This is a genomic window from Salipiger sp. ABF4_146 (assembly GCF_056161345.1).
Window position 1 is genome coordinate 109,449 of sequence record NZ_JBSWYX010000001.1, and the last position, 25,168, is coordinate 134,616.

The 25,168-nt window shown below is 66.9% G+C and carries 25 protein-coding genes and 1 other RNA gene; 10 read left to right on the forward strand and 16 right to left on the reverse strand.

Annotated features, from left to right (window positions below; all coding sequences use genetic code 11):
- Positions 1-4 precede the first annotated feature (4 nt).
- The 4 genes from ACXAJT_RS00540 to xylB are packed head-to-tail and all read left to right on the forward strand — an operon-like array spanning position 5 to position 4,713.
- Positions 5-1,009, forward strand: coding sequence for an ABC transporter ATP-binding protein (locus ACXAJT_RS00540; RefSeq protein ID WP_475231836.1), 1,005 nt, complete (start codon positions 5-7; stop codon positions 1,007-1,009).
- A complete protein-coding gene (locus ACXAJT_RS00545) occupies positions 1,006-1,782 on the forward strand; it encodes an L-iditol 2-dehydrogenase (protein ID WP_475231838.1) in 777 nt (258 codons plus the stop codon). The genes ACXAJT_RS00540 and ACXAJT_RS00545 overlap by 4 nt, the downstream gene beginning before the upstream one ends.
- Positions 1,783-1,793: 11 nt before the next feature.
- Positions 1,794-3,260 carry a mannitol dehydrogenase family protein gene (locus ACXAJT_RS00550; protein WP_475231840.1) on the forward strand — a complete coding sequence of 489 codons (1,467 nt, stop codon included), beginning with the start codon at positions 1,794-1,796 and terminating at the stop codon, positions 3,258-3,260.
- Positions 3,261-3,264: 4 nt separating this feature from the next.
- Entirely contained in the window at positions 3,265-4,713 is a 1,449-nt protein-coding gene (xylB, locus tag ACXAJT_RS00555) for a xylulokinase (RefSeq protein WP_475231842.1), read from the forward strand.
- Between the two features lie 101 nt (positions 4,714-4,814).
- On the opposite strand, the gene ACXAJT_RS00560 is transcribed toward xylB, so the two are convergent.
- Together ACXAJT_RS00560 and ACXAJT_RS00565 are read right to left on the reverse strand one after the other, a co-directional pair.
- On the reverse strand, positions 4,815-5,366 hold the full coding sequence (locus tag ACXAJT_RS00560; protein ID WP_475231844.1) for a L,D-transpeptidase: 552 nt from the start codon (positions 5,364-5,366) through the stop codon (positions 4,815-4,817).
- A 134-nt stretch (positions 5,367-5,500) separates the two neighbouring features.
- The gene (locus ACXAJT_RS00565) at positions 5,501-6,262 is read right to left on the reverse strand and encodes a L,D-transpeptidase (RefSeq protein WP_475231846.1); all 762 of its coding nucleotides are present in this window, start codon (positions 6,260-6,262) and stop codon (positions 5,501-5,503) included.
- Between the two features lie 346 nt (positions 6,263-6,608).
- On the opposite strand from ACXAJT_RS00565, the gene ACXAJT_RS00570 reads away from it, so the two are divergent.
- The 4 genes from ACXAJT_RS00570 (at position 6,609) to ACXAJT_RS00585 (ending at position 10,380) form a co-directional block, all read left to right on the forward strand.
- Complete coding sequence (locus tag ACXAJT_RS00570; RefSeq protein ID WP_475231848.1) at positions 6,609-7,271, forward strand: response regulator; 663 nt, start codon at positions 6,609-6,611, stop codon at positions 7,269-7,271.
- Positions 7,272-7,275: 4 nt separating this feature from the next.
- Positions 7,276-8,631: an ATP-binding protein gene (locus ACXAJT_RS00575; protein WP_475231850.1), complete on the forward strand. Its 1,356-nt coding sequence runs from the start codon at positions 7,276-7,278 to the stop codon at positions 8,629-8,631.
- 151 nt (positions 8,632-8,782) lie between these two features.
- A complete protein-coding gene (locus ACXAJT_RS00580) occupies positions 8,783-9,814 on the forward strand; it encodes an LLM class flavin-dependent oxidoreductase (protein ID WP_475231852.1) in 1,032 nt (343 codons plus the stop codon).
- Positions 9,815-9,951: 137 nt separating this feature from the next.
- Positions 9,952-10,380 carry a PACE efflux transporter gene (locus ACXAJT_RS00585; RefSeq protein WP_475231854.1) on the forward strand — a complete coding sequence of 143 codons (429 nt, stop codon included), beginning with the start codon at positions 9,952-9,954 and terminating at the stop codon, positions 10,378-10,380.
- A 143-nt stretch (positions 10,381-10,523) separates the two neighbouring features.
- Here ACXAJT_RS00585 and ACXAJT_RS00590 read toward each other — a convergent pair whose 3' ends face one another.
- Positions 10,524-10,697 (reverse strand): hypothetical protein, encoded by a 174-nt coding sequence (locus ACXAJT_RS00590; RefSeq protein ID WP_475231856.1) that lies wholly within the window; start codon positions 10,695-10,697, stop codon positions 10,524-10,526.
- Between the two features lie 347 nt (positions 10,698-11,044).
- Positions 11,045-13,813 (reverse strand): aconitate hydratase AcnA, encoded by a 2,769-nt coding sequence (acnA, locus tag ACXAJT_RS00595; protein WP_475231858.1) that lies wholly within the window; start codon positions 13,811-13,813, stop codon positions 11,045-11,047.
- A 216-nt stretch (positions 13,814-14,029) separates the two neighbouring features.
- On the opposite strand from acnA, the gene ACXAJT_RS00600 reads away from it, so the two are divergent.
- Positions 14,030-14,737, forward strand: a complete 708-nt coding sequence (locus ACXAJT_RS00600; RefSeq protein WP_475231860.1) for a DUF1223 domain-containing protein — start codon at positions 14,030-14,032, stop codon at positions 14,735-14,737.
- A 16-nt stretch (positions 14,738-14,753) separates the two neighbouring features.
- Here ACXAJT_RS00600 and ACXAJT_RS00605 read toward each other — a convergent pair whose 3' ends face one another.
- The 5 genes from ACXAJT_RS00605 to purB form a co-directional block, all read right to left on the reverse strand.
- On the reverse strand, positions 14,754-15,098 hold the full coding sequence (locus ACXAJT_RS00605; RefSeq protein WP_475231862.1) for a hypothetical protein: 345 nt from the start codon (positions 15,096-15,098) through the stop codon (positions 14,754-14,756).
- 203 nt (positions 15,099-15,301) lie between these two features.
- Entirely contained in the window at positions 15,302-16,243 is a 942-nt protein-coding gene (locus ACXAJT_RS00610; RefSeq protein WP_475232746.1) for a lysophospholipid acyltransferase family protein, read from the reverse strand.
- A 156-nt stretch (positions 16,244-16,399) separates the two neighbouring features.
- Positions 16,400-17,452 (reverse strand): flagellar motor switch protein FliG, encoded by a 1,053-nt coding sequence (locus ACXAJT_RS00615; RefSeq protein WP_475231864.1) that lies wholly within the window; start codon positions 17,450-17,452, stop codon positions 16,400-16,402.
- 172 nt (positions 17,453-17,624) lie between these two features.
- Complete coding sequence (locus ACXAJT_RS00620; protein WP_475231866.1) at positions 17,625-17,780, reverse strand: adenylosuccinate lyase; 156 nt, start codon at positions 17,778-17,780, stop codon at positions 17,625-17,627.
- A gap of 197 nt (positions 17,781-17,977) precedes the next feature.
- Positions 17,978-19,285, reverse strand: a complete 1,308-nt coding sequence (purB, locus tag ACXAJT_RS00625; RefSeq protein ID WP_475231868.1) for an adenylosuccinate lyase — start codon at positions 19,283-19,285, stop codon at positions 17,978-17,980.
- 165 nt (positions 19,286-19,450) lie between these two features.
- Here purB and ACXAJT_RS00630 point away from each other — a divergent pair, with 165 nt between their 5' ends.
- On the forward strand, positions 19,451-19,840 hold the full coding sequence (locus ACXAJT_RS00630) for a DUF6314 family protein (protein WP_475231870.1): 390 nt from the start codon (positions 19,451-19,453) through the stop codon (positions 19,838-19,840).
- 40 nt (positions 19,841-19,880) lie between these two features.
- On the opposite strand, the gene ACXAJT_RS00635 is transcribed toward ACXAJT_RS00630, so the two are convergent.
- The 7 genes from ACXAJT_RS00635 to ssrA all read right to left on the reverse strand — a co-directional run bounded on the left by ACXAJT_RS00635 (position 19,881) and on the right by ssrA (position 25,152).
- On the reverse strand, positions 19,881-20,126 hold the full coding sequence (locus tag ACXAJT_RS00635) for a ribbon-helix-helix domain-containing protein (RefSeq protein WP_475231872.1): 246 nt from the start codon (positions 20,124-20,126) through the stop codon (positions 19,881-19,883).
- Entirely contained in the window at positions 20,123-20,338 is a 216-nt protein-coding gene (locus ACXAJT_RS00640) for a DUF4169 family protein (protein WP_475231874.1), read from the reverse strand. The genes ACXAJT_RS00635 and ACXAJT_RS00640 overlap by 4 nt, the downstream gene beginning before the upstream one ends.
- A gap of 182 nt (positions 20,339-20,520) precedes the next feature.
- Entirely contained in the window at positions 20,521-21,915 is a 1,395-nt protein-coding gene (gene fumC / locus ACXAJT_RS00645; RefSeq protein WP_475231876.1) for a class II fumarate hydratase, read from the reverse strand.
- 206 nt (positions 21,916-22,121) lie between these two features.
- Positions 22,122-22,589, reverse strand: coding sequence for an SspB family protein (locus tag ACXAJT_RS00650; protein WP_475231878.1), 468 nt, complete (start codon positions 22,587-22,589; stop codon positions 22,122-22,124).
- A 110-nt stretch (positions 22,590-22,699) separates the two neighbouring features.
- Positions 22,700-23,959, reverse strand: coding sequence for a chromate efflux transporter (gene chrA, locus ACXAJT_RS00655; RefSeq protein ID WP_475231880.1), 1,260 nt, complete (start codon positions 23,957-23,959; stop codon positions 22,700-22,702).
- Positions 23,960-24,001: 42 nt separating this feature from the next.
- Positions 24,002-24,661, reverse strand: a complete 660-nt coding sequence (locus ACXAJT_RS00660; RefSeq protein ID WP_475231882.1) for a DUF1194 domain-containing protein — start codon at positions 24,659-24,661, stop codon at positions 24,002-24,004.
- A 141-nt stretch (positions 24,662-24,802) separates the two neighbouring features.
- Positions 24,803-25,152, reverse strand: a transfer-messenger RNA (tmRNA) gene (gene ssrA, locus ACXAJT_RS00665).
- Between the last annotated feature and the right edge of the window lie 16 nt (positions 25,153-25,168).

Genomic DNA, 25,168 nt, shown 5'->3' on the forward strand with positions numbered 1-25,168 from the left:
AGACATGGGACGCATCACCCTCGACAAGGTGACCAAGAGCTTCGGCGATGTGAACGTCATCCCGCCGCTGGATCTGACCATCAACGACGGCGAGTTCGTGGTCTTCGTCGGCCCTTCGGGCTGCGGCAAGTCCACGCTGCTGCGGCTGATCGCGGGGCTTGAGGATGTGACCTCGGGCCAGATCCGCATCGACGGCGAGGACGCCACCAATATGCCACCGGCCAAGCGCGGACTGGCGATGGTGTTCCAGAGCTACGCGCTTTATCCGCATATGTCGGTGCGCAAGAACATCGCCTTCCCGATGAAGATGGCGGGGGTGCCGCAGGACGAGCAGACGCGCCGCATCGAGGCGGCGGCGAAATCGCTCAACCTGACGGATTATCTCGACCGGCGGCCCGGGCAGCTTTCGGGCGGCCAGCGTCAGCGGGTCGCCATCGGGCGGGCCATCGTGCGCGAGCCTTCGGCCTTCCTCTTTGACGAGCCGCTGTCGAACCTCGATGCGGCGCTGCGGGTGAACATGCGGCTGGAGATCTCCGAGCTGCACAATGCGCTGCAGACGACGATGATCTACGTGACCCACGATCAGGTCGAGGCGATGACCATGGCCGACAAGATCGTGGTGCTGCGGGCTGGCAATATCGAGCAGGTGGGCTCGCCGCTGGATCTCTATCACACGCCGCAGAACGAGTTCGTCGCGGGCTTCATCGGCTCGCCGAAAATGAACCTCATTCGCGGCGCCGAGGCCGACAAGCACGGCGTGGCGACCATCGGCATCCGGCCCGAGCATCTGGCCGCCTCGACCGAGAGTGGGCAATGGCAAGGCACCGTGGGCGTCGCCGAGCATCTAGGCTCGGACACCTTCCTGCACGTGCATGACCACGGGCTGGGCGATGAGCCGCTGACCGTGCGTGTGGATGGCGAAATGCCGGTGCGCCATGGCGACCGCATTTTCCTGACCCCTGACGAAAGCAAACTGCACCGCTTTGACGCGCAGGGGCTGCGGGCATGAGCGGGCGATTGCAGGGCAAATGCGCTCTGATCACTGGCGCGGCGCGGGGCATCGGGGCCGCCTTTGCCGAAGCCTACCTGCGCGAGGGCGCGAAAGTGGCGATCGCGGATATCGATCTGCCGCGCGCCGAAGCCACCGCCGCGGCGCTTGGGGACGCCGCCGTGGCGGTGCATATGGATGTCACAGACCAAGGCAGCATCGACAGCGCGGTGGCGCAGACCGTCGCGCAGTTGGGGCGGATCGATATCCTGATCAACAGTGCCGCGCTGTTTACCGCCGCGCCGCTGACCGAGATCACGCGTGACGACTATTCCCGGGTCTTCGACATCAACGTCGCCGGCGTGCTCTTCACCATGCAGGCCGTCGCCAAGCACATGATCGCACGCGGTGGCGGCGGCAAGATCATCAACATGGCCAGTCAGGCGGGCCGCCGCGGCGAGCCGCTGGTGGCGGTCTACTGCGCCTCCAAGGCGGCGGTGATCAGCCTGACGCAATCGGCGGCGCTGAACCTGATCGAGCACGGCATCAACGTCAACGCCATCGCCCCGGGCGTAGTCGATGGCGAGCATTGGGACGGCGTCGATGCCTTCTTCGCCAAATATGAAAACAAGCCGCTCGGCCAGAAGAAGCGCGAGGTCGGCGAGGCGGTGCCCTTTGGGCGCATGGGCCGTCCGGAGGATCTGACCGGCATGGCCGTGTTCCTCGCCTCGGACGAGGCCGCGTACATCGTCGCCCAGACCTACAACGTGGACGGCGGACAATGGATGAGCTGACGGAGACCCCCATGAAACTCCAGACCAACACGCTCGGCGCGCTCGATGAGCGCATCACCGTGCCCGGCTACGACCGCAGCGCGCTGTCGGCGGGCATCGTCCACGTCGGGCTCGGCAACTTCCACCGGGCGCATCAGGCGGTCTATCTCGACGATCTCTTCGCCAAGGGGCTGGATCACGACTGGGCAATCTGCGGCGCCGGGGTGCGCGCGCCTGACAGTAACATGCGCGAAGCGCTGGCGGCGCAGGAGTATCTCTCGACGGTGATCGAGCTTGATCCCTCGGGCCCGAAACCGCGGATCATTGGCGCCATGGTGGATTTCGTGAAGGTCGACCCGGACAACGCGTCGCTGATTGCGCGCATGGCCGATCCGGCAACCCGCATCGTGTCGCTGACGGTGACCGAGGGCGGCTATTACGTCGACGCCGCCACCGGCACCTTTGATCCGACGCACCCCGACATCCTGGCCGATGGCGCCGCACCGGAGGCGCCCAAGACCGTCTTCGGGGCCATCGTCGCCGCGCTGAAGGCGCGCCGCGCCGCCGGTCTGCCGCCGTTCACCGTGATGAGTTGCGACAACATTCCCGGCAACGGCGAGGTGACGCGCGACGCGGTGGCAGGCACGGCGCGGCTGTCTGATCCGCAGATCGCGCAATGGATCGAGGCGGAGGTGGCGTTTCCAAACTCCATGGTCGACCGGATCACCCCGGCCACCGGGGAGGGCGAGCGGGCGCTGGCGCGTGCGTTTGGCCTCGACGATCCGGTGCCCGTTACCTGCGAGCCGTTCCGGCAATGGGTGATGGAGGACCACTTCCCGCAGGGCCGCCCGCGGCTGGAGGAGGTGGGCGTCACCTTCACCGAGCATGTGCATGCCTATGAGCGCATGAAGATCCGCATCCTCAACGGCGGCCATGCGCTCATCGCCTACGCCGGGGCGCTGATGGGCTGCGAGTTTGCCGATGACGCCATGCGCCACCCGCTGGTCAGCGCCTTCCTGCGCAAAGTCGAACAAGACGAGATCCTGCCGCATGTGCAGCCGGTGCCAGAGTTCACGCCGCCCGCCTATTTGGCGCTGATCGAAGAGCGCTTCGGCAACACCGCGGTGAAGGACACCATCCGCCGCCTCTGCCTCGACGGCTCGAACCGGCAGCCGAAGTTCATCGTCCCTTCGATCGCCGACGGGCTGCGCAAGGGCGCGCCGATCAGTGGGCTGGCGCTGGAAAGCGCGCTGTGGTGCCGCTATTGCTTTGGCAGCTTCGAGGACGGCACGCCGATCGCGCCCAATGATCCCAACTGGGCCGATCTGACCGCGCTGGCGGCGCAGGCGCGCGACATGCCCGAGGCATGGCTGAGTCAGCGCGCGGTCTATGGCGAGATCGCCGGAAATGAGGTCTTCGCCGCGGAGTTCGCACGCTGGCTGGGGCTGATCTGGTCGGACGGCACAAGCGTGGCCCTCGACACCTATCTGCGGAGCTGAGCGCATGGCCTACCTCGGCATCGATCTCGGCACCTCCGGGCTGCGCGCGCTGCTGGTCGACGCAGACGGCGCGCCGCTGGCCAGCGCCGAACGCCACTTTGAGGCGCAGCACCCGCAGTCTGGGTGGTCAGAGCAGGATCCGGCGCATTGGATTGCTGCGCTTGAGGGGGCGGTTTCCGACCTGCGGGCCGAGCCCGCGTGGCCCGCACTACGCGGCATCGGGGTGGCAGGGCACATGCATGGCGCGGTGCTGCTGGACGCGGCGGACCGGGTGCTGCGCCCCTGCATCCTGTGGAACGACACGCGCGCTCATGCCGAGGCGGCGGAACTGGACGCGCGTCCCGAGTTTCGCGAGACTTCGGGCAATATCGTGTTCCCCGGCTTCACCGCGCCAAAGCTGCGCTGGGTCGAAGCGCATGAGCCCGAGGTGTTCGCGCAGGTGGCGAAGGTGCTGCTGCCGGGGGCCTATCTCAACCTTTACCTGACCGGCGCGCATGTGGCCGACATGTCCGACAGCGCCGGGACGGCGTGGCTCGACATCGGCGCGCGCGACTGGTCCGAGGCGCTGCTGGCGGCCGGGCACATGCGCCGCGATCAGATGCCCAATTTGGTCGAAGGCTGCGCAGCGGCAGGCGATCTTCGCGCCGATCTGGCGGCGTCCTGGGGCCTGTCGGGCGCTGTCACGGTCGCAGGCGGCGCGGGCGACAATGCCGCCGCCGCCTGCGGCACCGGCGCGTTGTGCGAAGGGCAGGGCTTCGTTTCGCTCGGCACGTCGGGGGTTCTGCTCGCGGCGCGGGACGGCTGCCATCCGCGCCCGGACAGCGCGCTGCACACCTTCTGTCACGCGGTGCCGGGGCATTGGTACCAGATGGGGGTGATGCTGTCGTGCACCGACAGTCTCAACTGGCTGGCGCGGATTGCGGGGCTGCGGCCCGCGGAACTCACCGCGCCTCTGGGCGTCACCCTGCAGCCGCCGGGCCGGGTGCGCTTCTTGCCATATCTGTCTGGCGAGCGCACGCCGCACAATGACGCGCTGATCCGCGGTGCCTTCACCGGGCTGGGCGCCGAGACCGGCCGCGACGAGATGACCCGCGCTGTGCTGGAAGGGGTGGCCTTCGGCCTGCGCGACAGCGCCGAGGCGCTGCGCAGCGCGGGGGCCGACCTGTCACATCTGCTGGCGATCGGCGGTGGCAGCCGCTCGCGCTACTGGCTGCGGCTGATCGCGACGGTGCTCGACACGCCGCTGCATGTCCCGGCGTCGGGCGAGTTCGGTGCGGCGCTTGGCGCGGCGCGGCTGGCGCTCATCGCTGCCACCGGCGCCGCGCCCGAGCAGATCATCCGCCCGCCCGCCACCGCCGAGGTGATCGAGCCGGTGGCCGCTTTGGTGCCCGCCTTCGACGAGGCCTACGACACGTTCGGCCCGGCCTATCGCGGCGTCCGCGAGATCCAGTAACCGGACTGATCTTCGTCTAGACAAAAATATCCCCGCCGGAGGCGCAAAGGGCACGCCGGCGGGGCTGCACGCGCCGGGACGAACACGTGCGGGGGGAGGCTTCAGATCACCCGCACCTGCGTGCCGACAGGGCAGATCTGGAAAAGCTCGGCGATCTTTTCGTTGTAAAGCCCGATGCAACCATCCGACGAGGGGCGGCCGATCTTGCGTGTGTCATGGGTGCCGTGAATGATGTAGGCGGGCCAGCTGAGATACATCGCGTGGGTGCCCAGCGGGTTTTCCGGGCCGGGGCCGATGGGCTTCCAGTCGGGATAGCGTTCCAGTTGCGAGGGCGTGGGGGTCCACGACGGGCCGACCTTTTTGCGCACGATGGAGGTATAGCCGCGTTTGGTCAGCTCTTCCGAGATCGGCACCGACGTGGGATAGACGCGGTAGTCGCTGGCGTCGCTGTTCCAGTAGTGCAGCGCGCGCGAGGCGGTGTCGGCGACGATGGTCGCCTTGCCCAGATCGTCGAAATGGTCGCGCCAGTCCTGACGCACGAAGCTCGAGATATTGTTGCGCGGCGCGGCGAGTAGCAGCCCCGGGCTGGCCAGTGCCGAGGCGGTGGCCAGCGCGCCGCCAAGCGCGGCGCGGCGGGTGAAACTATGGCTCATGTGGTCTCCTTCCCGGCGGGGGCATCCCCGTCCTTCAGGGCCAGAGACCGGCCCGGCCTTAACCGGACCTTAAGCTTGGGGGCGCTGGCGCCGCCTTCACGCGAATGCGATCCGCCGTGCGCCGCGCGGGGGCGTCAGGTGGCGCTGGCCGAGGCGTCGGGGCTGGCAAGCTCGGCGGTGGCCGGCAGCGGCTCGCCCGGCGGCACGGTGCCGCGGCCCGATTGCGCCGGGGTCAGCACGATCACCTTGGTGCCCTTGGGCGTGCGATCGAACAGATGCAGGGAATCCTGATTGAACATGCGAATGCAGCCCGACGAGGTGGCGTGGCCGACCGTCCAGGGCGAGGGGGTGCCGTGGATGCGATACAGCGTGTCGCGACCGTTCTTGTAAAGGTAGAGCGCGCGCGCCCCAAGCGGGTTGTCCAGCCCGCCGGGCAGCCCGTTGGCCACCGGCTTGTAGGTTTCCGGATCGCGGCGGATCATGTTCTGGGTCGGCGTCCAATAGGGCCATTCGCGCTTCAGCGCGATATTGGCGGTGCCGGAAAAGCTTAGCCCTTCAGCGCCCACGGCGACCGAGTAGCGCATGGCCTTGTCGCCCTCCATCACCTGATAAAGCCAGCGTGCACCGGGATCGACGATGATCGTGCCGGGGGCTTCGTCGGACCAGTAGTCGACCACCTGCCGCTTCTTCGCTTCGGTGAGGTATTTGTCTTCGATGGCCGGGATGGTGATGTCGCCGTCGTCCACCGCCATATACATCATCCGCGTCTCTTCCGAGATGGCCCCGGGCGTGTTGGGCGGCACCGAGGTGGTGCTGGCGCAGGCCGAAAGCAGGCCGAGCGTGGCGAGCGAAAGCGCAGCGAGAACACTGCGGCGCGGGCGAAGGATGTCTGTCATCTGGCGGTTCCGTTCGTTTGGGGATGGCGGTGCAGCGGTCTGTACCGTCGGTAAGGCGGGGGGCGGTGCCGCGGGCGGGATGTCCCCTCGTCGCAGTGCAGGTAGGGCGGCAGGCGCAGTTGTCCGCAATCGGATTGCGGAATGTGTTTGCGCAGCAACAGCGCCGGGCGGGCCGGCGCCGCGGGTAGCCCGCGGCATGCGCGCGCACAAGCAATGGGCGAGATCACCCTGCCGCGCGGCGATGCCTTGCTGAGCCTCATGCGAAAGGTCATGTGATGCGACTATGAATTGCTGCTTAAGTAAGTCTTAAGGTTTACCAGCGAACGCGCCGAGGCAAGGAGGTTTCATGCGCATCCTGATCGTCGAGGACGACCCTGTGCTTTCCGAGGGACTCTCGGTGGGGCTGGGGCTGGCGGGCTTCACCGCCGATCCGGTGGGCACGCTGGCCGATGCCCGCGCGGCACTGGCGGCCTGCGAGTTCGCGGGCGTGGTGCTGGACGTGATGCTGCCCGATGGCTCGGGGCTCGACCTGCTGGCCGAGATCCGGCGCGGCGGCTCGGACCTGCCGGTGCTGCTGTTGACCGCCCGCGATCAGGTGCGCGACCGGATCGAGGGGCTGGACGCGGGCGCCGACGACCACCTTGGCAAGCCCTTCGATCTGGAGGAACTGGCAGCCCGGCTGCGGGCGATTTTGCGGCGCGCCGACGGGCGCGCGGCGGCGGTGCTGCGCTGGAACGGGCTCGAGCTTGATCCGGCGCGGATGCGCGGCGTGCTGCAGGGGGTGCCGCTGAGTTTCTCGCGGCGCGAGTTCGCGGTGCTGCACGCGCTGATGGAGCGCCCGGGGCAGATCCTGTCGAAACCGGCGCTCGAAGAACGGCTCTATGGCTGGCAGGAAGAGGTCGAGAGCAACGCGGTCGAGGTGCATGTGCACCATCTGCGCGCCAAGCTGGGCCGCGGGTTCATCGAGACGGTGCGCGGCCTTGGCTATCGCGTCGCGAGCGGGGGCTGAGAGCGTGTCGCTGCGCCTGCGTCTTTTTCTGATCCTTGCGCTGGCCACCGGCGGCATCTGGTTTTCGGCGGTGCTGTGGATCGAGCATTCCACCCGCGCGCAGGTGCAGCAGGTGCTGGATGCCCGGCTTGCCGAGGCGGCGCGCATGGTCTCGTCGCTGCTGTCGGATCGGCGCATCGCCATGGCGAGCGAGGGTGCGCCGGTGGCGATCCCGCTCGATCCGCATGGCGATTACGCGCATCAGTTGTCGTGCCAGATCTGGTCGTTGCAGGGCGGGCTGGTCGGCCAGTCCGAGGGCGCACCGCAGGCACAACTGAGCGCGGCGCGGGGCACTGGCTATTCGGAATCGCACGTCGATGGCGAGACGTGGCGCGTCTACACCGTCGAGAACACAGCTTTGGGTGTGCGGGTGATGGTGGGCGACAGTCTGGCGGTGCGCGACCGGCTAGTGTCGGGGGTGATCGAGGGCCTCTTGCTGCCACTGGCGGTGATCGTGCCGCTGCTTGGCGCGGCGATCTGGGTGAGCGTCGGGCGCGGGCTGGCGCCGATGCTGCGGCTGGCCGAGGCGCTGCGGCTGCGCAGCCCCGGTGATCTGGGGCCGCTGCCCGCCGGGCCGGTGCCGGCCGAGATGCGCCCGATGCGCGGCGCGCTCGACGGGCTGTTCGCGCGGCTGGCCAAGGCGCGCGAGGCGGAGCGGGACTTCACCGCCTTCGCCGCGCATGAGTTGAAGACGCCCTTGGCCGGGCTGCGCACGCAGGCGCAGATCGCCCGCATCGCGCCGGATGAGGCCACGCGTGCCCGGGCGCTGCACAATATCGAACGCTCGGTCGACCGCACCGACCGGCTGGTGCGCCAGCTTTTGGAGCTTTCAGCGGTGGAAAGCGCGGGCGAAACCTCGGGCCATGCGGACCTCGGAAAACTCAGCGCCGAGGTCTGCGCCGATCTCGCACCGCTGGCCGAGGCGCGCGGCGTGTCGCTCGACTCGCAGGTGCCGCAGGGCGCCACCGTGTCGCTGCGCGCGAGCGGCTTTCTTTTGCACGCGGCGCTGCGCAACCTCGTGGAGAACGCGGTGCAGGCCTCGCCGCAGGGCGGCACGGTGCGTCTTTCGCTGCAGGACGGGGCGCTGCAGGACGGGGCGCTGCGGGTCGAGGACGAAGGGCCGGGCATCCCGCCTGACCTGCGCGCGCGGGTCTGCGAGCGGTTCGTGCGCGGCGCGGCGGAGGGCGACGGCAGCGGGCTCGGCCTCGCCATCGCCGGCGCGGCGATGGAGCGCCTCGGCGGCACGTTGAGGCTGCCCGAGAGTGACGGGCAGGGGCAGCGCGCCGAACTGCATCTGCCAAGCCCGCCGCAGGCCGCCTGAGCGCGGCCCCCGCGCTTGCCCGCAGCGGCGCGGCGTCCCCCGCGCCTGCCGCACAGCCCCCTGTGCGTGCCGCACACCTCTTGTGCGCGGGCAGGGGCTGTCACGCCGCAGCCGCCCGACCTAAGTTCCGCGCCAAGGCAAGGAGATTTCAATGGAACTCGGACTCTACACTTTCGGCGACGTCGGCACGAACCCGGTGACCGGCGAAAAGATCGATGCGCAGACGCGGCTGCAGAACCTGATGGAAGAGATCGAACTGGCCGATCAGGTCGGGCTCGACATCTTCGGCCTTGGCGAGCACCACCGCCCGAATTACGCGATCTCTTCTCCGGCCACGGTGCTGGCCGGCGCGGCGCGCAGCACGAAGACCATCAAGCTCAGTTCGGCGGTGACCGTGCTCAGCTCCGACGACCCGATCCGCGCTTACCAGCAGTATGCGACACTCGACAATCTCAGCGGCGGGCGCGCCGAGATGATGGTCGGGCGTGGTAGCTTCATCGAGAGCTTTCCGCTCTTTGGCTACGCGCTGGATGACTACAACGAGCTGTTCGAGGAAAAGCTGTCGATGCTGATGGCGATCAACGAGCACGAGACGCTGAAATGGCCGGGCACCACGCACACGCCGAAGGTCGAGGGCGCGGGCGTCTACCCACGCGCCACCGGGAATGGCCGCCTGCCGCTGTGGATCGCCGCGGGCGGCACGCCGCAGAGCATGGTGCGCGCCGGGGCGCTTGGCCTGCCGCTGGCGCTGGCGATCATCGGCGGGCAGCCGCGCCGCTTCGCGCCGCTGGCCCAGCTCTACCGCAAGGCGGCGGCGCAGACCGGTCATTCCGAACAGGCGCGGGTGTCGCTCAACGTGCACGGTTTTGTCGGCGAAGACAGCCAGCGCGCCGCCGATCTCTTCTTCCCGGCGCAAAAGGAGGTGATGGACCAACTCGGCCGCGAACGCGGCTGGCCGCCGCAGAGCCGGGCGCAATACGATGAGAGCATGAGTCGCGAGGGGTCGATGTTCGTCGGCAGCCCGGCGCAGCTTGTCGACAAGATCCTTGGCCTGCGCGAGGACCTCGGCTTTGACCGGGTGACGATCCAGATGGCGATCGGGGTGATCGAGCATTCCGAAATGCTCAAGGCGATCGAGGTGCTGGGCACCAAGGTGGCCCCCGAATTGCGCAAGGCCGGCTGACCGGCTGCGGCCGGTGCGATCCTCCGGCGCGGCCTTGAAACGCCGGGCCGGGGGGCATAGATGCCTGCACCGAGTGAGGACGACCTCCCCCAGCATCGGGCATCAGACGGGACGGCCCGAGGCAAAGGAGACACCTCATGCGCAGCCGTTTCGACCGTATCCGCCACGCCGTCAGTTTCGAGCTGATCGGGCTTGCCCTCATCATCCCGCTCGGGGCCGTCGCCTTTGGTGCGTCAACCCATGAGATCGGGGTGATCGCGCTGGTCTGCAGTCTTGTGGCGACGGGCTGGAACTATCTCTACAATCTGCTCTTCGACCATTGGATGCAGCGTCGCTACGGCCATGCCCGGAAAACGCCCGGCCTGCGCGTGGCGCATGCGCTGCTGTTCGAGGCGGGGCTGCTGCTCGCCCTCGCGCCCTACATCGCGTGGCAGCTTGGCGTCAGCCTGTGGCATGCGCTGGTCATGGACCTGTCGTTCGCGCTGTTCTATGTGGTCTATGCCTTCGTTTTCAACTGGCTCTACGACCTGCTGTTTCCCGCCCCGCCCGTCACGGCCCAGGGCTGATGATACAGGGCTGACGATACAAGGCTGATCGCCGCGCCGTCGTCCGCTTCTTCTCTTCCAAAATACGCCGGGGGTGAGCCGCGCAGCGGCGAGGGGGCAGCGCCCCCTTGCCTCGACAGCCGTCCGAGATGCGCAGATGCGGATTATAGCTCGCAGCTTCCCTTGGTGTCGCGCGCCAAGGGGGACATCGGATGCTCGATCGCCGGGCGGTTGCACAGGGGCGTTGCGGGCGACTGCTGCGCCTTTGCGCCGTGGTAAGCGCCAAGAACGGCAAGGGCGACAAGGGCCGCCAGCTGGATCATGGTCGTGCGTTTCATCTTCTGCCTCAAAGACGATGTGGCGACTGCTCTCGCCGGGTTGCGCGGATGGGCCGCTTTCTGCTTGCTGCCCCTCAGATGGGAGCTTGGGGATAGAATACAGCAGCTTGGCGGATATCCGGTGTCGCAATCGCGACAGGCGGGCGATCTTTTGCTTAAATTGTGCCCGCCTGCGCGGAAAACCGGCATATCTGCGCTGTTCCAGCCACATCAAGGGGCTTGACCGGCACGAAACTGCCGGCTCTGGCCGGGCCTTGCCCACAAAAAACCGCCCGGAGCGCAGGCTCCGGGCGGTCGCATTCAGGGGCACTTGGCGCGCTTGTGCGCGCCAAGTGCCAAGTGGCCGATCAGGCGGCGGCGAGGTTGCGCAGCACGTAGTGCAGCACGCCGCCGTGCTCGACGTATTCCTTCTCGATCGCCGTATCGATGCGGCACTTGAGCTGGATGGTCTTGGTCGAACCGTCCTTGAAGGTGATGGTGCAGGGCACCTCGGCCAGCGGGGTGATGCTGTCGAGGCCTTCGATCGAGACGCTTTCCTCGCCGGTCAGACCCAGCGTGGTGCGGGTGTCGCCGCCGGTGAACTCGAAGGGGATGACCCCCATGCCGACGAGGTTGGAGCGGTGGATCCGCTCGAAGCTCTCGGCGATCACCGCCTTGACGCCCAGCAGCGCCGTGCCCTTGGCCGCCCAGTCGCGCGAGGAGCCGGCGCCGTAAAGCTCACCGCCGAAGATCACCAGCGGGGTGCCCTGATCCTGATAGGCCATGGCGGCCTCGTAGATCGAGGTCTGCTCGCCGTCGGGGCCCTTGGTGTAGCCGCCCTCGACACCGTCCAGCATCTCGTTCTTGATGCGGATGTTGGCGAAAGTGCCGCGCATCATCACCTCGTGGTTGCCGCGGCGCGAGCCATACGAGTTGAACTCGCGCACCGGCACCTGATGCTCGACAAGGTACTGACCGGCGGGGGTGCTTTCCTTGAACGAGCCGGCGGGCGAGATGTGGTCGGTGGTGATCATGTCGCCAAGCACGGCAAGGATGCGCGCGCCCTCGATGTTGGTGATCACGCCCGGGTCCTTGGACATGCCTTGGAAGTAGGGCGGGTTCTGCACATAGGTCGAGGTCGGCGGCCAGTTGTAGGTCTCGCCGCCTTTGACTTCCACGCCCTGCCACTTGTCGTCGCCCTTGAAGACGTCGGCGTATTTCTCTTGGAACGCCTCACGCGTCACGGTCTTTTCGACCAGTTCGGCGATCTCGGCGTTCGAGGGCCAGATGTCCTTGAGGTAGACGTCGTTGCCGTCCTTGTCCTGACCGATCACGTCTTCGGCGATGTTGACGTTCATGTCACCCACCAGCGCATAGGCCACCACCAGCGGCGGCGAGGCGAGGTAGTTGGCGCGGACGTCGGGCGAGATTCGGCCCTCGAAGTTGCGGTTGCCCGACAGCACCGAGGTGGCGATCAGATCGTAATCGTTGATCGCCTTGGAGATCGGCGCATCCAGCGGGCCGGAGTTGCCGATACAGGTGGTGCAGCCGTAGCCGACGAGGTTGAAGCCCACGGCGTCGAGGTCTTCTTGCAGCCCGGCGGCCTCGAGGTATTCCGACACGACCTGCGAGCCCGGCGCCAGCGAGGTCTTCACCCACGGCTTGCGGTTGAGGCCAAGCTCACGTGCCTTGCGGGCCACCAGACCGGCGCCGATCATCACGTAAGGGTTCGAGGTGTTGGTGCAGGACGTGATCGAGGCGATCACGATCGAGCCGTCGTGCAGCTGGTAGGCGCCGTCGTCGGTCTTGTACCAGCCCTTCTTGTGGTGGCCGACGTCGCCGGGGATGTCGGTCGGCTCGGGCGCGCCGCCCTCGGCTTCCCAGCGGGATTCGGCGCGGTCAGTGCTGCTGCCGTTGCGCTGGCCTTCGACAAACTCGGCAAAGGCGGGCGCGGCGGCGTCGAGCGCGATATAGTCCTGCGGGCGTTTCGGGCCCGAGATGGCGGGCACGATGGTGCCCATGTCGAGCTCCAGCGTGTCGGTGTAGACCGGATCATAGCCAGCGCCGCGCCAGAAGCCGTTCTCCTTGGCGTAGGCTTCGACCAGTGCGATGCGGTCCTTGTCGCGGCCGGTCTGCTCAAGATAGCGCAGGGTTTCGGCGTCGATCGGGAAGAAGCCGCAGGTGGCGCCGTATTCGGGGGCCATGTTGGCGATGGTGGCGCGCTGCGCCAGCGGCAGGTTGTCGAGCCCGTCGCCGTAGAATTCCACGAACTTGCCGACCACGCCTTTCTCGCGCAGCATCTCGACCACCTTCAGAACGAGGTCGGTGCCGGTGGTGCCTTCCATCATCTCGCCGGTCAGTTTGAAGCCGACGACCTCGGGGATCAGCATGGAGATCGGCTGACCGAGCATAGCCGCCTCGGCCTCGATGCCGCCCACGCCCCAGCCCAGAACGGCGGCGCCGTTGACCATGGTGGTGTGGCTGTCGGTGCCGACCAGCGTGTCGGGGTAGGCGACCTCGGTGCCGTCCTGATCCTCGTCGGTCCAGACGGTCTGCGCCAGATACTCGAGGTTCACCTGGTGGCAGATGCCGGTGCCCGGCGGCACCACGCGGAAGTTGTTGAACGCCGATTGGCCCCATTTGAGGAACTCATAGCGTTCGATGTTGCGCTCGTACTCGCGATCGACGTTCATCTGGAACGCGCGCGGGTTGCCGAACTCGTCGATCATCACCGAGTGGTCGATGACCAGATCCACGGGGTTGAGCGGGTTGATCTTCTGCGCGTCACCGCCAAGCGCCTTGATGCCGTCGCGCATCGCTGCAAGGTCGACCACCGCCGGAACGCCGGTGAAATCCTGCATCAGCACGCGAGCCGGGCGATAGGCGATCTCGCGGGGGTTCTTGCCGCCTTGCTTGCCCCATTCGGAAAATGTCTTGATGTCATCCACCGAGACGGTCTTGCCGTCTTCGAAGCGGAGCATGTTTTCCAGCACCACCTTGAGCGCGGCGGGCAGGTTGGAGAAGTCGCCGAGACCGGCCGCTTCTGCTGCGGGGATCGAATAATAAGCGATGGTCTTGCCGTTGACCTCGAGCGTCTTGCGGGTCTTGGCCGTGTCCTGACCGACTGTAATAGGCATGTCTGGCTCCCTCTCATTGCGTGGAGAAAAATGGGTCGCTCCTAGGTAGATGGCTCAGAGGGGGGGCTGGATCAAGTGGCCTGTGCGAATTTTTGTATCCAACGGTATACAATGCAAGAAAAACACGCTTCACCCGCTCTCGCAAAACCTTGATTGGTTATTTCAAAGCGGGTTTTGTACCTCATTTGGGGGCACAGACAGGGGAACACTGGCCAGATGAACCGACTCACGACTTGGATGGCACCTCTTGCCATGCTGCTTGCGGGCAGCGCAGCCGAGGCGCAGCAGGACGCGCCGGTTCTGGTTGAGCTCTTTACGTCGCAGGGCTGCGCCGCCTGTCCGCCCGCCGATGCGGTGCTGGCCGAGCTTAGCGGCCGCGACGACGTGATCCCGCTGGCGCTGCACGTGGACTACTGGGATTACATCGGCTGGAAAGACGATTTCGCCGATCCGGGGTTCACCAAGCGGCAGAAGGGCTATGCCCGCGCCGCCGGGCGCCGCTCGCTCTATACGCCGCAGATGATCATCAACGGGCGCTACGACGTGGTCGGCTCGCGCCCGATGAAGGTCGTGGATGCGATCCGCGCCGCCTCGGACCTGCCGTCACCCGCCAAGTTGCTGCTGGCCCGCGATGGCAACGAGTTGGTGGTCCGTGCCGAGCCGGTTGGCAAACTTCCGGCCGAGACGGTGATCCATCTGGTCCGCTACGCGCCGGAAAAGACCGTGGCGATCGAGGATGGCGAGAACGCCGGGCTTGAGGTGACCTACACCAATATCGCCCACGGCTGGCAGGTGATCGGCAGCTGGGACGGGCAGGAACCCTATGAGGCCGCCGTGCCGCTCGAAGGAGACGACCCGGCGGTGGTGCTGCTGCAAGAGGCGGAGTTCGGGCCGGTGCTGGCCTCCGCGCGCTGGCAGGACTGATGGCCCGGCGCGCCCCTCAGGCCGCGCCCTCATCCCCCATGAACATCAGCGACGGGTTGCTGCCGTCGGCCGAGACGAGGCAGCGCCACGGCGCGCCATTGGCCCCCACGCGCATATAGACCGCGGTCGCGGCCTCTGATGTCTCGCCCCCCGCAACCGAGACTCCGCCGTCGGTCTGCGCTTCGAGCGCGGTTTGGCAGGCAGAGATGGCAGCGCTGCTGACATCCGGCGACATCGAGGTGATGAACGGCGGACCGGGCGGCGAGGCGGGCATCGGCGCGGCCATGCTGTCGCTACCGGTCTCGGAGCAGGCGGCGAGCGTGAGGGTCAGGGCGGCAATGATGCAGAGCTTGTGTGACATGGGGGGTGGTCTCCCTGTGAATGACTGTGTGAATGACTGTCTCAAATTCAACGTCTTGGGCGACGGACCGCCATGAGAGGCGAAAGTGTCCTTCGTGCCGCGCGGGCCGCACCGCTGTTGATGCGCGGTGAGCCTGCGGGAAGGCTACGTCGGCAGGGGGCGTTGCGGCAAGCGCCTTGCGCCGAGCCGCCACTGATCGCGGATCAGCCCTGCCTCTGCGCACGTTTGGCGGCGCGCTTGCGCTGGCGCTTGGGCTTCCAGCGACGGTGGATCCAGAACCACTGACCGGGGTCTTCGGCGATCCGGGCTTCCAGCCGCCTCGTGACCTCGCGCATCATCTCCACCGGCTCGCCGTGCTCCACCGGCGCCTCAAAAACCGCCTGGAAGCTGACCCCGTCGGCTTGGCGGATGCCGAAGAAGGGCACAAAGAGCGCACCGGTCTTCACCGCGATCTCGGCGGCGGAGGTCAATGTGGGGGCGGGCTGTCCGAGAAAATCGATGGGCACGCCGGCGCTGTCGTAGACATCAAACAGCAGCACGCCCATGCCGCCGCTGCGGATATGCTTGAGAAGCCCCATGGTGCCACGCCGGCCCTGCTCGAAAACCGGGTCGCTCAGACGGTGCATGTTGGCGGCGTAATGCGCGTTGAAAAACGGGTTGGCCATGGGGCGGTAAAGCCCGCCGATGCGCCATCCGCGGGCGACCAGCGCGGCGCGGGGGGCTTCGAAGTTGCCGTAGTGCCCGGTGACGAAGAGGATCGGACGCCCCTCGGCGCGCGCCTCTTCCATGGCGGCGACCCCGGCGCCGGTGACCGGCGTGTCCTTCATCCGCGCCAGCAGGCCGGGCACGTCGTAATTCTCGATCATCGTGCGCCCGGCGTTGTCGGCGACCTGATCGGCGATGCGGCCCCGCGCCTCTTCGGGCATGTCGGGCCAGACGTGCTGGAGGTTGGCCATGGCGCGAGCGCGATATCCGGCCAGCGGCGCGACGAGACGCCGCACAAGCCCGCCCATCACCCGACCGCGCAGAGACGGGGGCAACGCCAGCGCCAGCCGGATCATCCCGCGCAGCGCCTTGTCGGAAAGATAATCGGCGGTGCCGCCGCGTCCCGCGTCCGCAGGCGTGGAGGCTTGCGGCGTTGCCACACGCGCCGGCAAAGCGGGCGTGGTCTCGCCAGCGCGCTTGGCCTCACCGGTGTCTTTGGTCTCGCCCGTGGTTTCGCCTTTGGTCAAAGCCCGCTCCGTCCTTGTTGGGGGCAGGTTTAGGCTGCCGCGCGGCGCGGTACAAGTTCCGGCGGCAGGCTAGCCGTCGTCGTCGTCGTCGGTCTTCAGCTCGATCTCGCCGACACTGACCAGTTCGCGGATGGCGGTGACCACCGCGCTCATCGCGCTTTCGCCCTTCTTGCCCTTAACCGTCATGCCCGCGGCATCCTCGCGCAGCGCGCCGGCCATGCGCTTCGACATGTTCTCGAGCAGGAACTCGGCAGCGGGCAGATCGGCCTCGGAGGTGGCGGCGGCAATGGCGGTGGTCAGCACCTCGGGCGGCACGTCGCGGGTGATCTTGGGGACATCGACTTTTTTCAGCCGGACGGGAATGTCGGCAAAGGTGAAGATGGCGCGGCGCACCGCTTCGGCGAATTCCCTGTCGGTTTCCTCAAGCCCCTCGAGCACCTCGTCGCGCTTGGCCGAGGCGGCGTAGTTGAGGATCGCGCCGACCCGCTCGTCGGCGCGGTTGGCGAAGGCTTTCGGCGGCTCGGCGTCGAGTTGCGCGGCAAGACTGAGTCCGATCCTGTCGACTGCCTCGGGAGAGATGCCGGCGGTCATCGACACGGCATAGGTGATGCGCCGCGCCTGCTCGCCGGGCATCAGCGCCAGAACCGCGGCGGCCTTGGCGGTGTTGATCTTCGACAGCAGCACGGCGGCGACCTCAATCGCCTCGGCGCTGGCCAGCTCGGCGATGCGCGGCTCGGGCAGGGCACCGATCCGCTCCCATGGATCGCCGCTCTGGCGCACGCCCGCCTCCTTGCGGAGCCGCGCCGCGGTGCGGGCGCTGATCTTGCCGTCGAGCGCCGACAGCGCCCCGGCCATATCGCCGGGAAAGGACAGGCCGATGCCGTCAAGCTCGGCTGAGAACTCCTCGACCACGGCGTTGAGCGTCGCACGGTCGATATAGCGCATGCGCCCCAGTTGCAGCGTCAGTTCCGCCTGCAGATCGTCGGGCAGCGAAGACAGCGGCACATCCGCGCCCTCGTTGAGCAGGAACTGCACGATGATCGCCGCCTTGGCGCGGCGCGACAGCGGCGGTCTGCCGCCGGGGGGCGTGGAAAGATCAGAAAGCGAAGGCAGGTTGGACATGGGGCTGGCGCAGGGTTCGGGAGCATGCAAGCCCCAGACCTAGCGCAGCGAGGTTAACGAACCCTCATACGTTGAGCCATGAGCCGCACGCGGCAAGCCGGGAACGGGCGCAGAAAAAGGGCGACCGCGTCGGTCGCCCCTCACAACGAAACTATCGCCAGCCGCAGCTGGATCAGCCGGAAATGACCTTGCAGGTTCCGCTCTCGGCGTCATAGGCAGAGCCTTCGGCGCAGGTCATCTTGGCCTGCTCGTGATAGCTGCAGTCGGCCCATGCCACGAGCGGTGCGGCCACGAGGGCGGCGGCGGTCAACAGGGTCTTGATCGTCATGCTTCGTCCTCCGTGTGGAACGAAGACGAGGCTAGCACAGCTTTGCCGGCCACCAAAAAGAAACGGGCCGACGCGCGCGCTCACGTTCCCGCGAGCGCCGTATCGGCCCTTCGTCTAGGCAGAAATATCCCGGGGGAGCCCGCCGGAGGCGGGTGGGGGCAGCGCCCCCAAGAACTGCCCCCGCCACCCTCGGTCGATCAGCCCTCGCCGAACACCCGGCGGAAGATCGTGTCCACGTGCTTGGTGTGATAGCCCATGTCGAACTTCTCGTTGATGCCGTCGACGCCAAGCGCTTTGACCACCTCTTCGTCGGCCAGCAGCAGCTCGCGGAAATCGAGACGCTCTTCCCAGACCTTCAGCGCGTTGCGCTGCACCATGGAATAGGCGTCCTCGCGGCTCACACCGGCTTGGGTCAGCGCCAGCAGCACCCGTTGCGACATGACCAGCCCGGGGAACTTGTTCATGTTGTCGAGCATGTTCTGCGGGTAGATGATCATCTTGTCGACGACGCCCGCGAGACGGTTCAGCGCGAAGTCGAGGGTGATTGTGGCGTCCGGGCCGATACCGCGCTCAACGGAGGAGTGCGAGATATCGCGCTCGTGCCAGAGGGCGACGTTCTCCATCGCCGGGATCACCGTCATCCGCACGAGGCGCGCGAGGCCGGTGAGGTTCTCGGTCAGCACCGGGTTCTTCTTGTGCGGCATCGCCGACGAGCCCTTCTGGCCCATCGAGAAGAACTCCGCGCCTTCCAGCACCTCGGTGCGCTGCATGTGGCGGATCTCGATGGCGATGTTCTCGATCGAAGAAGCGATGACGCCGAGCGTGGCAAAGAACATGGCGTGGCGATCGCGCGGGATCACCTGCGTGCTGATCGGCTCGGGGCGCAGGCCGAGCTTCTCGCACACGTGCTCTTCCACCGCCGGGTCGATGTTGGCGAAGGTGCCGACCGCACCGGAGATCGCGCCGGTGGCAATCTCCCATTTTGCCTTCTCGAGACGGTTCTTGTTGCGGTCCATCTCGGCGTAGAAGCGCGCGAAGGTCAGCCCCATGGTGGTGGGCTCGGCGTGGATGCCGTGGCTGCGGCCGACGCGGACGGTGTCCTTGTGCTCGTAGGCGCGCTTTTTCAGCGCGGCCAGCACCTTGTCGACGCCGCCCAGCAGGATGTCGGCGGCGCGCACCAGCTGCACGTTGAGGCAGGTGTCGAGCACGTCCGAGGAGGTCATGCCCTGATGCACGAACCGCGCTTCTTCGCTGCCCACGTGCTCGGCGAGATGGGTGAGGAAGGCGATGACGTCATGCTTGGTGACGGCTTCGATCTCGTCGATGCGGGCGACGTCGAACTCCACGTCGTCGGCCTTCCAGACGGCTTCAGCGTTTTCCTTGGGGATGACCCCCAGCGCGGCCTGTGCGTCGCAGGCATGGGCCTCGATCTCGTACCAGATGCGGAACTTGGTGGCGGGCTCCCAGATCGCGGTCATCTCGGGGCGGGCATAGCGGGGGATCATCGGCTATCCTTCGGTCTCTTGCATGGCAGACGCGGGCGTCATAGGGCGGAAGTGGCGCCGCGGCAAGGGCGGTGACGCGGGTGGCGCTTTATGCCGGGCGCCGCGTGCCTTGGCGCCGGGCGCGTTTTGCGTATTTGGAAAGAGAAGAAGACGGGAAGAGCGGCGATGCGCACACTCCGGGATTTCCTCGGCGACTGGCAGTTGATGCGCCAGATCCGCCATGGCGACGGCAGCGCGGCGCGGTTCGAGGGACGCGCGGAGTGGCGCGCCGAAGGCGAGGGCGCGCTCTACGTCGAGACGGGAGAGCTGATCCTGCCGACCGGGCGCTTCGCCGCCGAGCGGCGCTATCGCTGGGGGTCGGACCTGTCGGTCTGGTTCGACGACGGGCGGTTCTTTCACCATGTCCCGGCGGCTGGCGGCAGCGCGGCGCATTGGTGCGATCCCGATCAATATGACGCCGAGTATGATTTTGGGGGCTGGCCGCAGTGGACCGCGCGGTGGCGTGTGCGCGGGCCGCGCAAGGATTACGAGATGCTCAGCCGCTACAGCCGCTGAGCCTTTCAGTGGTCCTGCAAAGACGCCCGCCTCAGGCGCCTTAGCCCGCGTCGCGCAGCCGCGCCCTGAGATGTTCGAGCACATGCACCCGGATCGCCGAGGCCAGCCCGGCCTCGACCCCGCGCTGCGCGTCGATCTCGGTGGCGAGGGCGTTGAGCGTTTTGCCCTCACTCTCGGCGATGCGGCGGAACTCGTCCCAGAACGGCGTTTCCAAAGAAACCGAGGTGCGGTGGCCGCGAATGGTCAGCGAATGCTTGGTCGGGCGGCCGATTTCCCGTGGGCTCATGAGCGTGGGGTCTCGTCGTCTGGGGGCGTGCCCGCGTCCTCGTCGATCTGATGACCGTCAAGCTCGCGCGCGGCCTTGTCCCTGCGGCTGGTCTCGCGCTGTTTTTCGGCCTTGCTGAGCCCGTGCCGGGCCGCGTTTTCATCGGCCTGCGCGCGTTTTTCTGCGCGGGCCTTGGCTTTGCGGAAGCGGTTGAGATTTACGACGTTGCTCATGGGCTCAGAGGATAGCGCGGCGCGGCGCAGGGACAATCGAAAAGCTGAGCCGGGATTGTCGCGCGGTGGAGACGCTGCGTGGGCGAGAGGTGGTCTGAGGGCAGGGTGCGCGTGGGAACGGCTGCCGCAAATAAAACGGGGCCCGCGCGGGGCCCCGTCTGCAATCATCCCAAGCGGGGTGATCAGTCCTTCGGGCCGATCATCTTCTCGGGGCGCACCACTGCGTCGAAGGTCTCTTCATCGACGAAGCCGAGGGCGATGGCCTCTTCCTTCAGGGTGGTGCCGTTCTTATGCGCGGTCTTGGCGACCTTGGTGGCGTTGTCGTAGCCGATGGTCGGCGCCAGCGCGGTCACCAGCATCAGCGATTCCTTCATCAGCTTGTCGATGCGCGCGGTGTTGGCCTGCGTGCCGACCACCATGTTGTCGGTGAAGGCCGAGGCGGAATCGCCCAGCAGCTGCATGGACTGAAGCACGTTGTAGCTCATCATCGGGTTGTAGACGTTGAGCTCGAAGTGGCCCTGGCTGCCGGCCATGCCGACGGCGGCGTCATTGCCCATGACGTGGGCGCAGACCATGGTCAGCGCTTCGGCCTGGGTCGGGTTCACCTTGCCGGGCATGATCGACGAGCCGGGCTCGTTTTCCGGCAGGATCAGCTCGCCAAGACCGGAGCGCGGACCGGAGCCCAGCAGGCGCATGTCGTTGGCGATCTTGAACAGCGAGGCGGCGACGGTCTTCAGCGCGCCGGAGAACATCACCATTGCGTCATGCGCGGCCAGCGCCTCGAACTTGTTGGGCGCGGTGACGAAGGGCAGGTCGGTGATCTCGGCCATATTGGCGGCGACCATCTCGGCCCAGCCTTTTTTGGTGTTGAGCCCGGTGCCGACGGCGGTGCCGCCCTGCGCCAACTCGTAGATGTCACCAAGGCAGGCCTCGACCCGCTCGATGCCCTTTTTCACCTGATGCGCATAGCCACCGAATTCCTGGCCCAGCGTCAGCGGCGTGGCATCTTGGGTGTGGGTGCGGCCGATCTTAATGATGTCCTTGAACTCTTCGCTCTTCGCCTCGAGCGCGGCGTGCAGCTTGCGCAGGCCGGGCAGCAGCACGTCGCGCGCCTGCATGGCGATGCCCACGTGCATGGCGGTGGGGAAGGTGTCGTTGGACGACTGGCCCATGTTGCAGTGGTCGTTGGGGTGCACCGGGCTTTTCGAGCCCTTCTCGCCGCCCAGCATCTCGATCGCGCGGTTCGAGATCACCTCGTTGGCGTTCATGTTCGACTGGGTGCCCGAGCCGGTCTGCCAGACCACCAGCGGGAAGTTGTCGTCGAACTTGCCTTCGATGACCTCACCGGCGGCGGCGATGATCGCGTCGGCGACCTCGGCCTCCATGTTGCCCAGTTCCTTGTTGGCCATGGCGCAGGCCTTCTTCACCACGCCGAGCGCGCGGATGATCGGAACAGGCTGTTTCTCCCAGCCGATGGGGAAGTTCATGATCGAGCGCTGGGTCTGAGCGCCCCAGTACTTGTCGGCGGGAACCTCGAGCGGGCCGAAGCTGTCGGTTTCGGTGCGGGTGTTGGCCATCTTTGCCTCCTGCAAGCATACCATTGTGTGCCGTTTAGCCCCAGCGAGGCGAAGGGGCAACGGGGCAGCGTCTCTTGCGGCGCGTGTTAGCGTCGCGACAGGGCAGGAAAATGCGCCACGGCGGCCGGTCACACGGGCGATCGGGGCCCAGACACGCGAACGCCGCCGGGCGGGCCGGCGGCGCGAGGCTGCAGCAGGCGGTGAAATTACTTGCGGAAGGAATCCAGCCGCACCACCTCGGCATCTTGTTTGGGCGCGTCGTCCGAGCCTTCGGGATCATCGCCATCGGGCGGCGTGGGCTCGTCGTCGTCCTCTTCTTCCTCGTGGGTCTCGAAGCGCAGGCCAAACTCCACCGACGGGTCGACGAAGGTCTTGATCGCGTCGTAGGGGATATACAGCCGCTCGGGCGCATCGCCGAAGTTCAGCGTTACGGTAAACCCGTCCTCGGTCACCTCGAGGTCGTCGTACCAGTGTTGCATTACCACCGTCATCTCGCCCGGGTAGCGATCCGACAGCCAGTCGGCCAGTTCCACATCGGGATGCTGGGTGTCGAAGGTGATGAAGAAGTGGTGTTCACCCGGCAGGCCGGTTTCCTGAACGCCCAGTAGGACGTCATGAATGAGCCCGCGCATGGCGCGGTGCATGAGATTCCCGTAGTCGATGCCGGAGGGCATGGCTCTGATCCTCGTCGCTTTCTTTTTCACCATATTAGATTTGGCGGCGAGGGAAAGGGGACTTGGCTGGAAAATTCCCCGTCGCGGGAGTTTTCGCTGAAAGACAAGCGTTAATAAAAGGTTAACGCAACCCCAGCGAGTGCCGTAACGGCAAGCGTCAGAGGCACTGAACGGCCCAGCGGTCCCAGCAGCAGCCCAGCCAGAACGGTCAGGGCCAGCGCGCCCGGTTGCCAGCTTTGCAGCACCGGCAGTTCCGGCGTCATGGGGCCAAGGCGCAACTGCCATGTTTGTGCAAAGAGCACATGCAAGGCGAACCATAGCGTCAGATTGGCGATGACCCCAAGCACGGCTGCGGTGATCGCCTCCAGCGCGCCCTGCAGGCGGGGGCGTGCGAGCAGCCGTTCAAGATGCGGGGCGAAGGCGAAAATCCACAGGAAACACGGGATGAAGGTGACCCAAAGCACCATCGCCCCGGCGGCCAGAGCCAGCGGCCAGCCGCCCTCGGCGTAGCCGGTGAGCATGCCGACGAACTGGGTGACGAGGATCAGCGGGCCGGGCGTCGTCTCGGCGAGGCCAAGCGCATCGGCCATCTGTGCCGCATCCAGCCAGCCGCGTGCGGCCACCGCTTCTTGGGCCATCCACGCCAGCACGGCGTAGGCGCCGCCAAAGGAGAGCACCGCCAGCTTGGAAAAGAACACCCCGATCTGCAGCAGCAGCGTTTGCCCGGCGGCCCAGACCAGCAGCAGTGGAGTCGCCCAAGCGGCGAGCCACAGCGGCCACACCCAAAGGCGGCCCGGCGCAGGCGCGGCGGGGGGCGGCGCGCTTGCCGCGGGCTGGGTGCCCAGCCAGCCGATCAGCGCGGCACAGGCGATGACCAGCGGGAAAGGGGCCTGCAGCACGTAAAGCGCAAGGAAGGCGGCCAGCGCGATAAGCGGCGCGCCGCGGCGCGTCAGCACCTTGCGCCCAAGTTTGACCAGCGCGAAGGCAACCAGAGCGATCACCGTGGCCTTCACGCCGAGCATCAGCGCGGCGATCTCGGGGCGGGCGCCATAGGCGGAATACGCCAGTGCCAGCGCCGCGATGACCAGCGCGCCGGGCAGCACGAAAAGCCCGCCGGCGATCAAACCGCCGGCGACGCCGCGCAACCGCCAGCCCGCCCATGTGGCCAGTTGCATGGCTTCGGGACCGGGCAGCAGCATGCAGAACGAGAGCGCCTGCAGGTATTGCCGCTCGCTCAGCCAGCCACGATCTTCGACGATCTCGCGGTGCAAAAGTGCGATCTGCGCGGCGGGCCCGCCGAAGGAGAGCAGGCCGATGCGCAGGAAACTGGTGAATAGCGTGGCGAGCGGGATGGTTGCAGGCGTGGACATGGCGGGCTTTTGCGCAGCGCTTCGTGACGCTTTCATGACGGTTTAGCCCAGCACGCGCGCAATCTCGCGAAGGATCTTGCGGCGCAGCGTCTCGGTATAGGCGTGGTGGCTGCGGGCGGTCATCACAAAGCCGTCGCGGGTGATCAGCACTTGCCGATAGAAATTGCTGACCGGCAGACCATAGCCCGGACCTTCGATCGCCAGCCCGTTGATCGTCACACCCATCCGCTCGGCCCGCACCCGAGCCGCCGAGGCGGATGGGCCGGCGTTGGGGGTGCCGTCGCCGGAGATGTCGATCACCCGGCGCCCGCAGGCAGGGGCCGCGGCCATGTGGTCCAGCGCGACCTGCAGCGCGGCACCGGGCGCGGTGTCGGACAGGACAAAGGCGCGCTCCATGCGCTCTGCGGCGCTGGCAAAGGCGGCCACGTCCGCCGGTTCGGTGATCTGCGTCCAGCCCAGACTGAGCGCCTGATGCCCCGCGCCCGACCATTGCAGCACCGCCAGCGCGACCCGGTCTTCGACAAGAATCGCCGCGATCTCGGGGTCGCGCAGGGCAAACGCCAGCCCGTCCGTCTGAACCGCATATTCCGCCGGGTCGATCGAATTGGACACGTCCATGGCAAGCAGCAGCGCCGTCTCGCAGGCGCGGGCCTGAGCCGGCGCGGCAAGCAGGGCGACACTGGCTGCAAACACGCGGAACATGCGCAGAATGCTGGCAGCGCTTGGCGCGCCGGTCAATCTTTGCGGTGACGGCGGGCGAAAACGGGCGAAATTTCCGGTGATTGGCGCAAGGCGCGGAAACCCCGCGATGAGGCGGTGTCACTTAATGTGGGGAGGAAGGGAAGTGCAGGTTTCTGTTGCCAGGTACCTGCGAACCCCGCCTTACGCGGCTAGGCGCAAGGGCTTAGATTTCGGTCTTTCGGACTGCTTACGCAGCCAGAGCAACCGGAGCACGATTGTTGTTGGCAACTATGCTTTATGAACCGATAACGGTGGTATCTCACCGGGACAAAGCTACATCTTTACGCGTTCGTCGATCCTATTTCGGCCCCATGAACCCCCAACAAGGGTTTATTGGTGGAGCCGCCGGGTACCGCCCCCGGGTCCGATCCGTTTATTACATGCGCGTTTATGCCCATAGTCCCTTGCGGAACAGCTCTCATATAGGACGGAGTTGCGCGGCTTTCAATGGGGTGTCGGCGCGGATTT

Coding starts and splice junctions, on each gene's coding strand:
- ACXAJT_RS00570 (WP_475231848.1), top strand. CDS start 6,609: ATGCGCATCCTGATCGTCGAGGACGACCCTGTGCTTTCCGAGGGACTC.
- ACXAJT_RS00585 (WP_475231854.1), top strand. CDS start 9,952: ATGCGCAGCCGTTTCGACCGTATCCGCCACGCCGTCAGTTTCGAGCTG.
- ACXAJT_RS00565 (WP_475231846.1), bottom strand. CDS start 6,262: ATGACAGACATCCTTCGCCCGCGCCGCAGTGTTCTCGCTGCGCTTTCG.
- purB (WP_475231868.1), bottom strand. CDS start 19,285: ATGATCCCCCGCTATGCCCGCCCCGAGATGACCGCGATCTGGGAGCCC.
- ACXAJT_RS00600 (WP_475231860.1), top strand. CDS start 14,030: ATGAACCGACTCACGACTTGGATGGCACCTCTTGCCATGCTGCTTGCG.
- chrA (WP_475231880.1), bottom strand. CDS start 23,959: ATGTCCACGCCTGCAACCATCCCGCTCGCCACGCTATTCACCAGTTTC.
- ACXAJT_RS00640 (WP_475231874.1), bottom strand. CDS start 20,338: ATGAGCAACGTCGTAAATCTCAACCGCTTCCGCAAAGCCAAGGCCCGC.
- acnA (WP_475231858.1), bottom strand. CDS start 13,813: ATGCCTATTACAGTCGGTCAGGACACGGCCAAGACCCGCAAGACGCTC.
- ACXAJT_RS00620 (WP_475231866.1), bottom strand. CDS start 17,780: ATGACGATCAAGACCCTGTTGACCGCCGCCGCCCTCGTGGCCGCACCG.
- ACXAJT_RS00615 (WP_475231864.1), bottom strand. CDS start 17,452: ATGTCCAACCTGCCTTCGCTTTCTGATCTTTCCACGCCCCCCGGCGGC.
- ACXAJT_RS00550 (WP_475231840.1), top strand. CDS start 1,794: ATGAAACTCCAGACCAACACGCTCGGCGCGCTCGATGAGCGCATCACC.
- ACXAJT_RS00660 (WP_475231882.1), bottom strand. CDS start 24,661: ATGTTCCGCGTGTTTGCAGCCAGTGTCGCCCTGCTTGCCGCGCCGGCT.
- ACXAJT_RS00560 (WP_475231844.1), bottom strand. CDS start 5,366: ATGAGCCATAGTTTCACCCGCCGCGCCGCGCTTGGCGGCGCGCTGGCC.
- ACXAJT_RS00590 (WP_475231856.1), bottom strand. CDS start 10,697: ATGAAACGCACGACCATGATCCAGCTGGCGGCCCTTGTCGCCCTTGCC.
- ACXAJT_RS00630 (WP_475231870.1), top strand. CDS start 19,451: ATGCGCACACTCCGGGATTTCCTCGGCGACTGGCAGTTGATGCGCCAG.
- fumC (WP_475231876.1), bottom strand. CDS start 21,915: ATGGCCAACACCCGCACCGAAACCGACAGCTTCGGCCCGCTCGAGGTT.
- ACXAJT_RS00650 (WP_475231878.1), bottom strand. CDS start 22,589: ATGCCCTCCGGCATCGACTACGGGAATCTCATGCACCGCGCCATGCGC.
- ACXAJT_RS00635 (WP_475231872.1), bottom strand. CDS start 20,126: ATGAGCCCACGGGAAATCGGCCGCCCGACCAAGCATTCGCTGACCATT.
- ACXAJT_RS00540 (WP_475231836.1), top strand. CDS start 5: ATGGGACGCATCACCCTCGACAAGGTGACCAAGAGCTTCGGCGATGTG.
- ACXAJT_RS00580 (WP_475231852.1), top strand. CDS start 8,783: ATGGAACTCGGACTCTACACTTTCGGCGACGTCGGCACGAACCCGGTG.
- xylB (WP_475231842.1), top strand. CDS start 3,265: ATGGCCTACCTCGGCATCGATCTCGGCACCTCCGGGCTGCGCGCGCTG.
- ACXAJT_RS00545 (WP_475231838.1), top strand. CDS start 1,006: ATGAGCGGGCGATTGCAGGGCAAATGCGCTCTGATCACTGGCGCGGCG.
- ACXAJT_RS00605 (WP_475231862.1), bottom strand. CDS start 15,098: ATGTCACACAAGCTCTGCATCATTGCCGCCCTGACCCTCACGCTCGCC.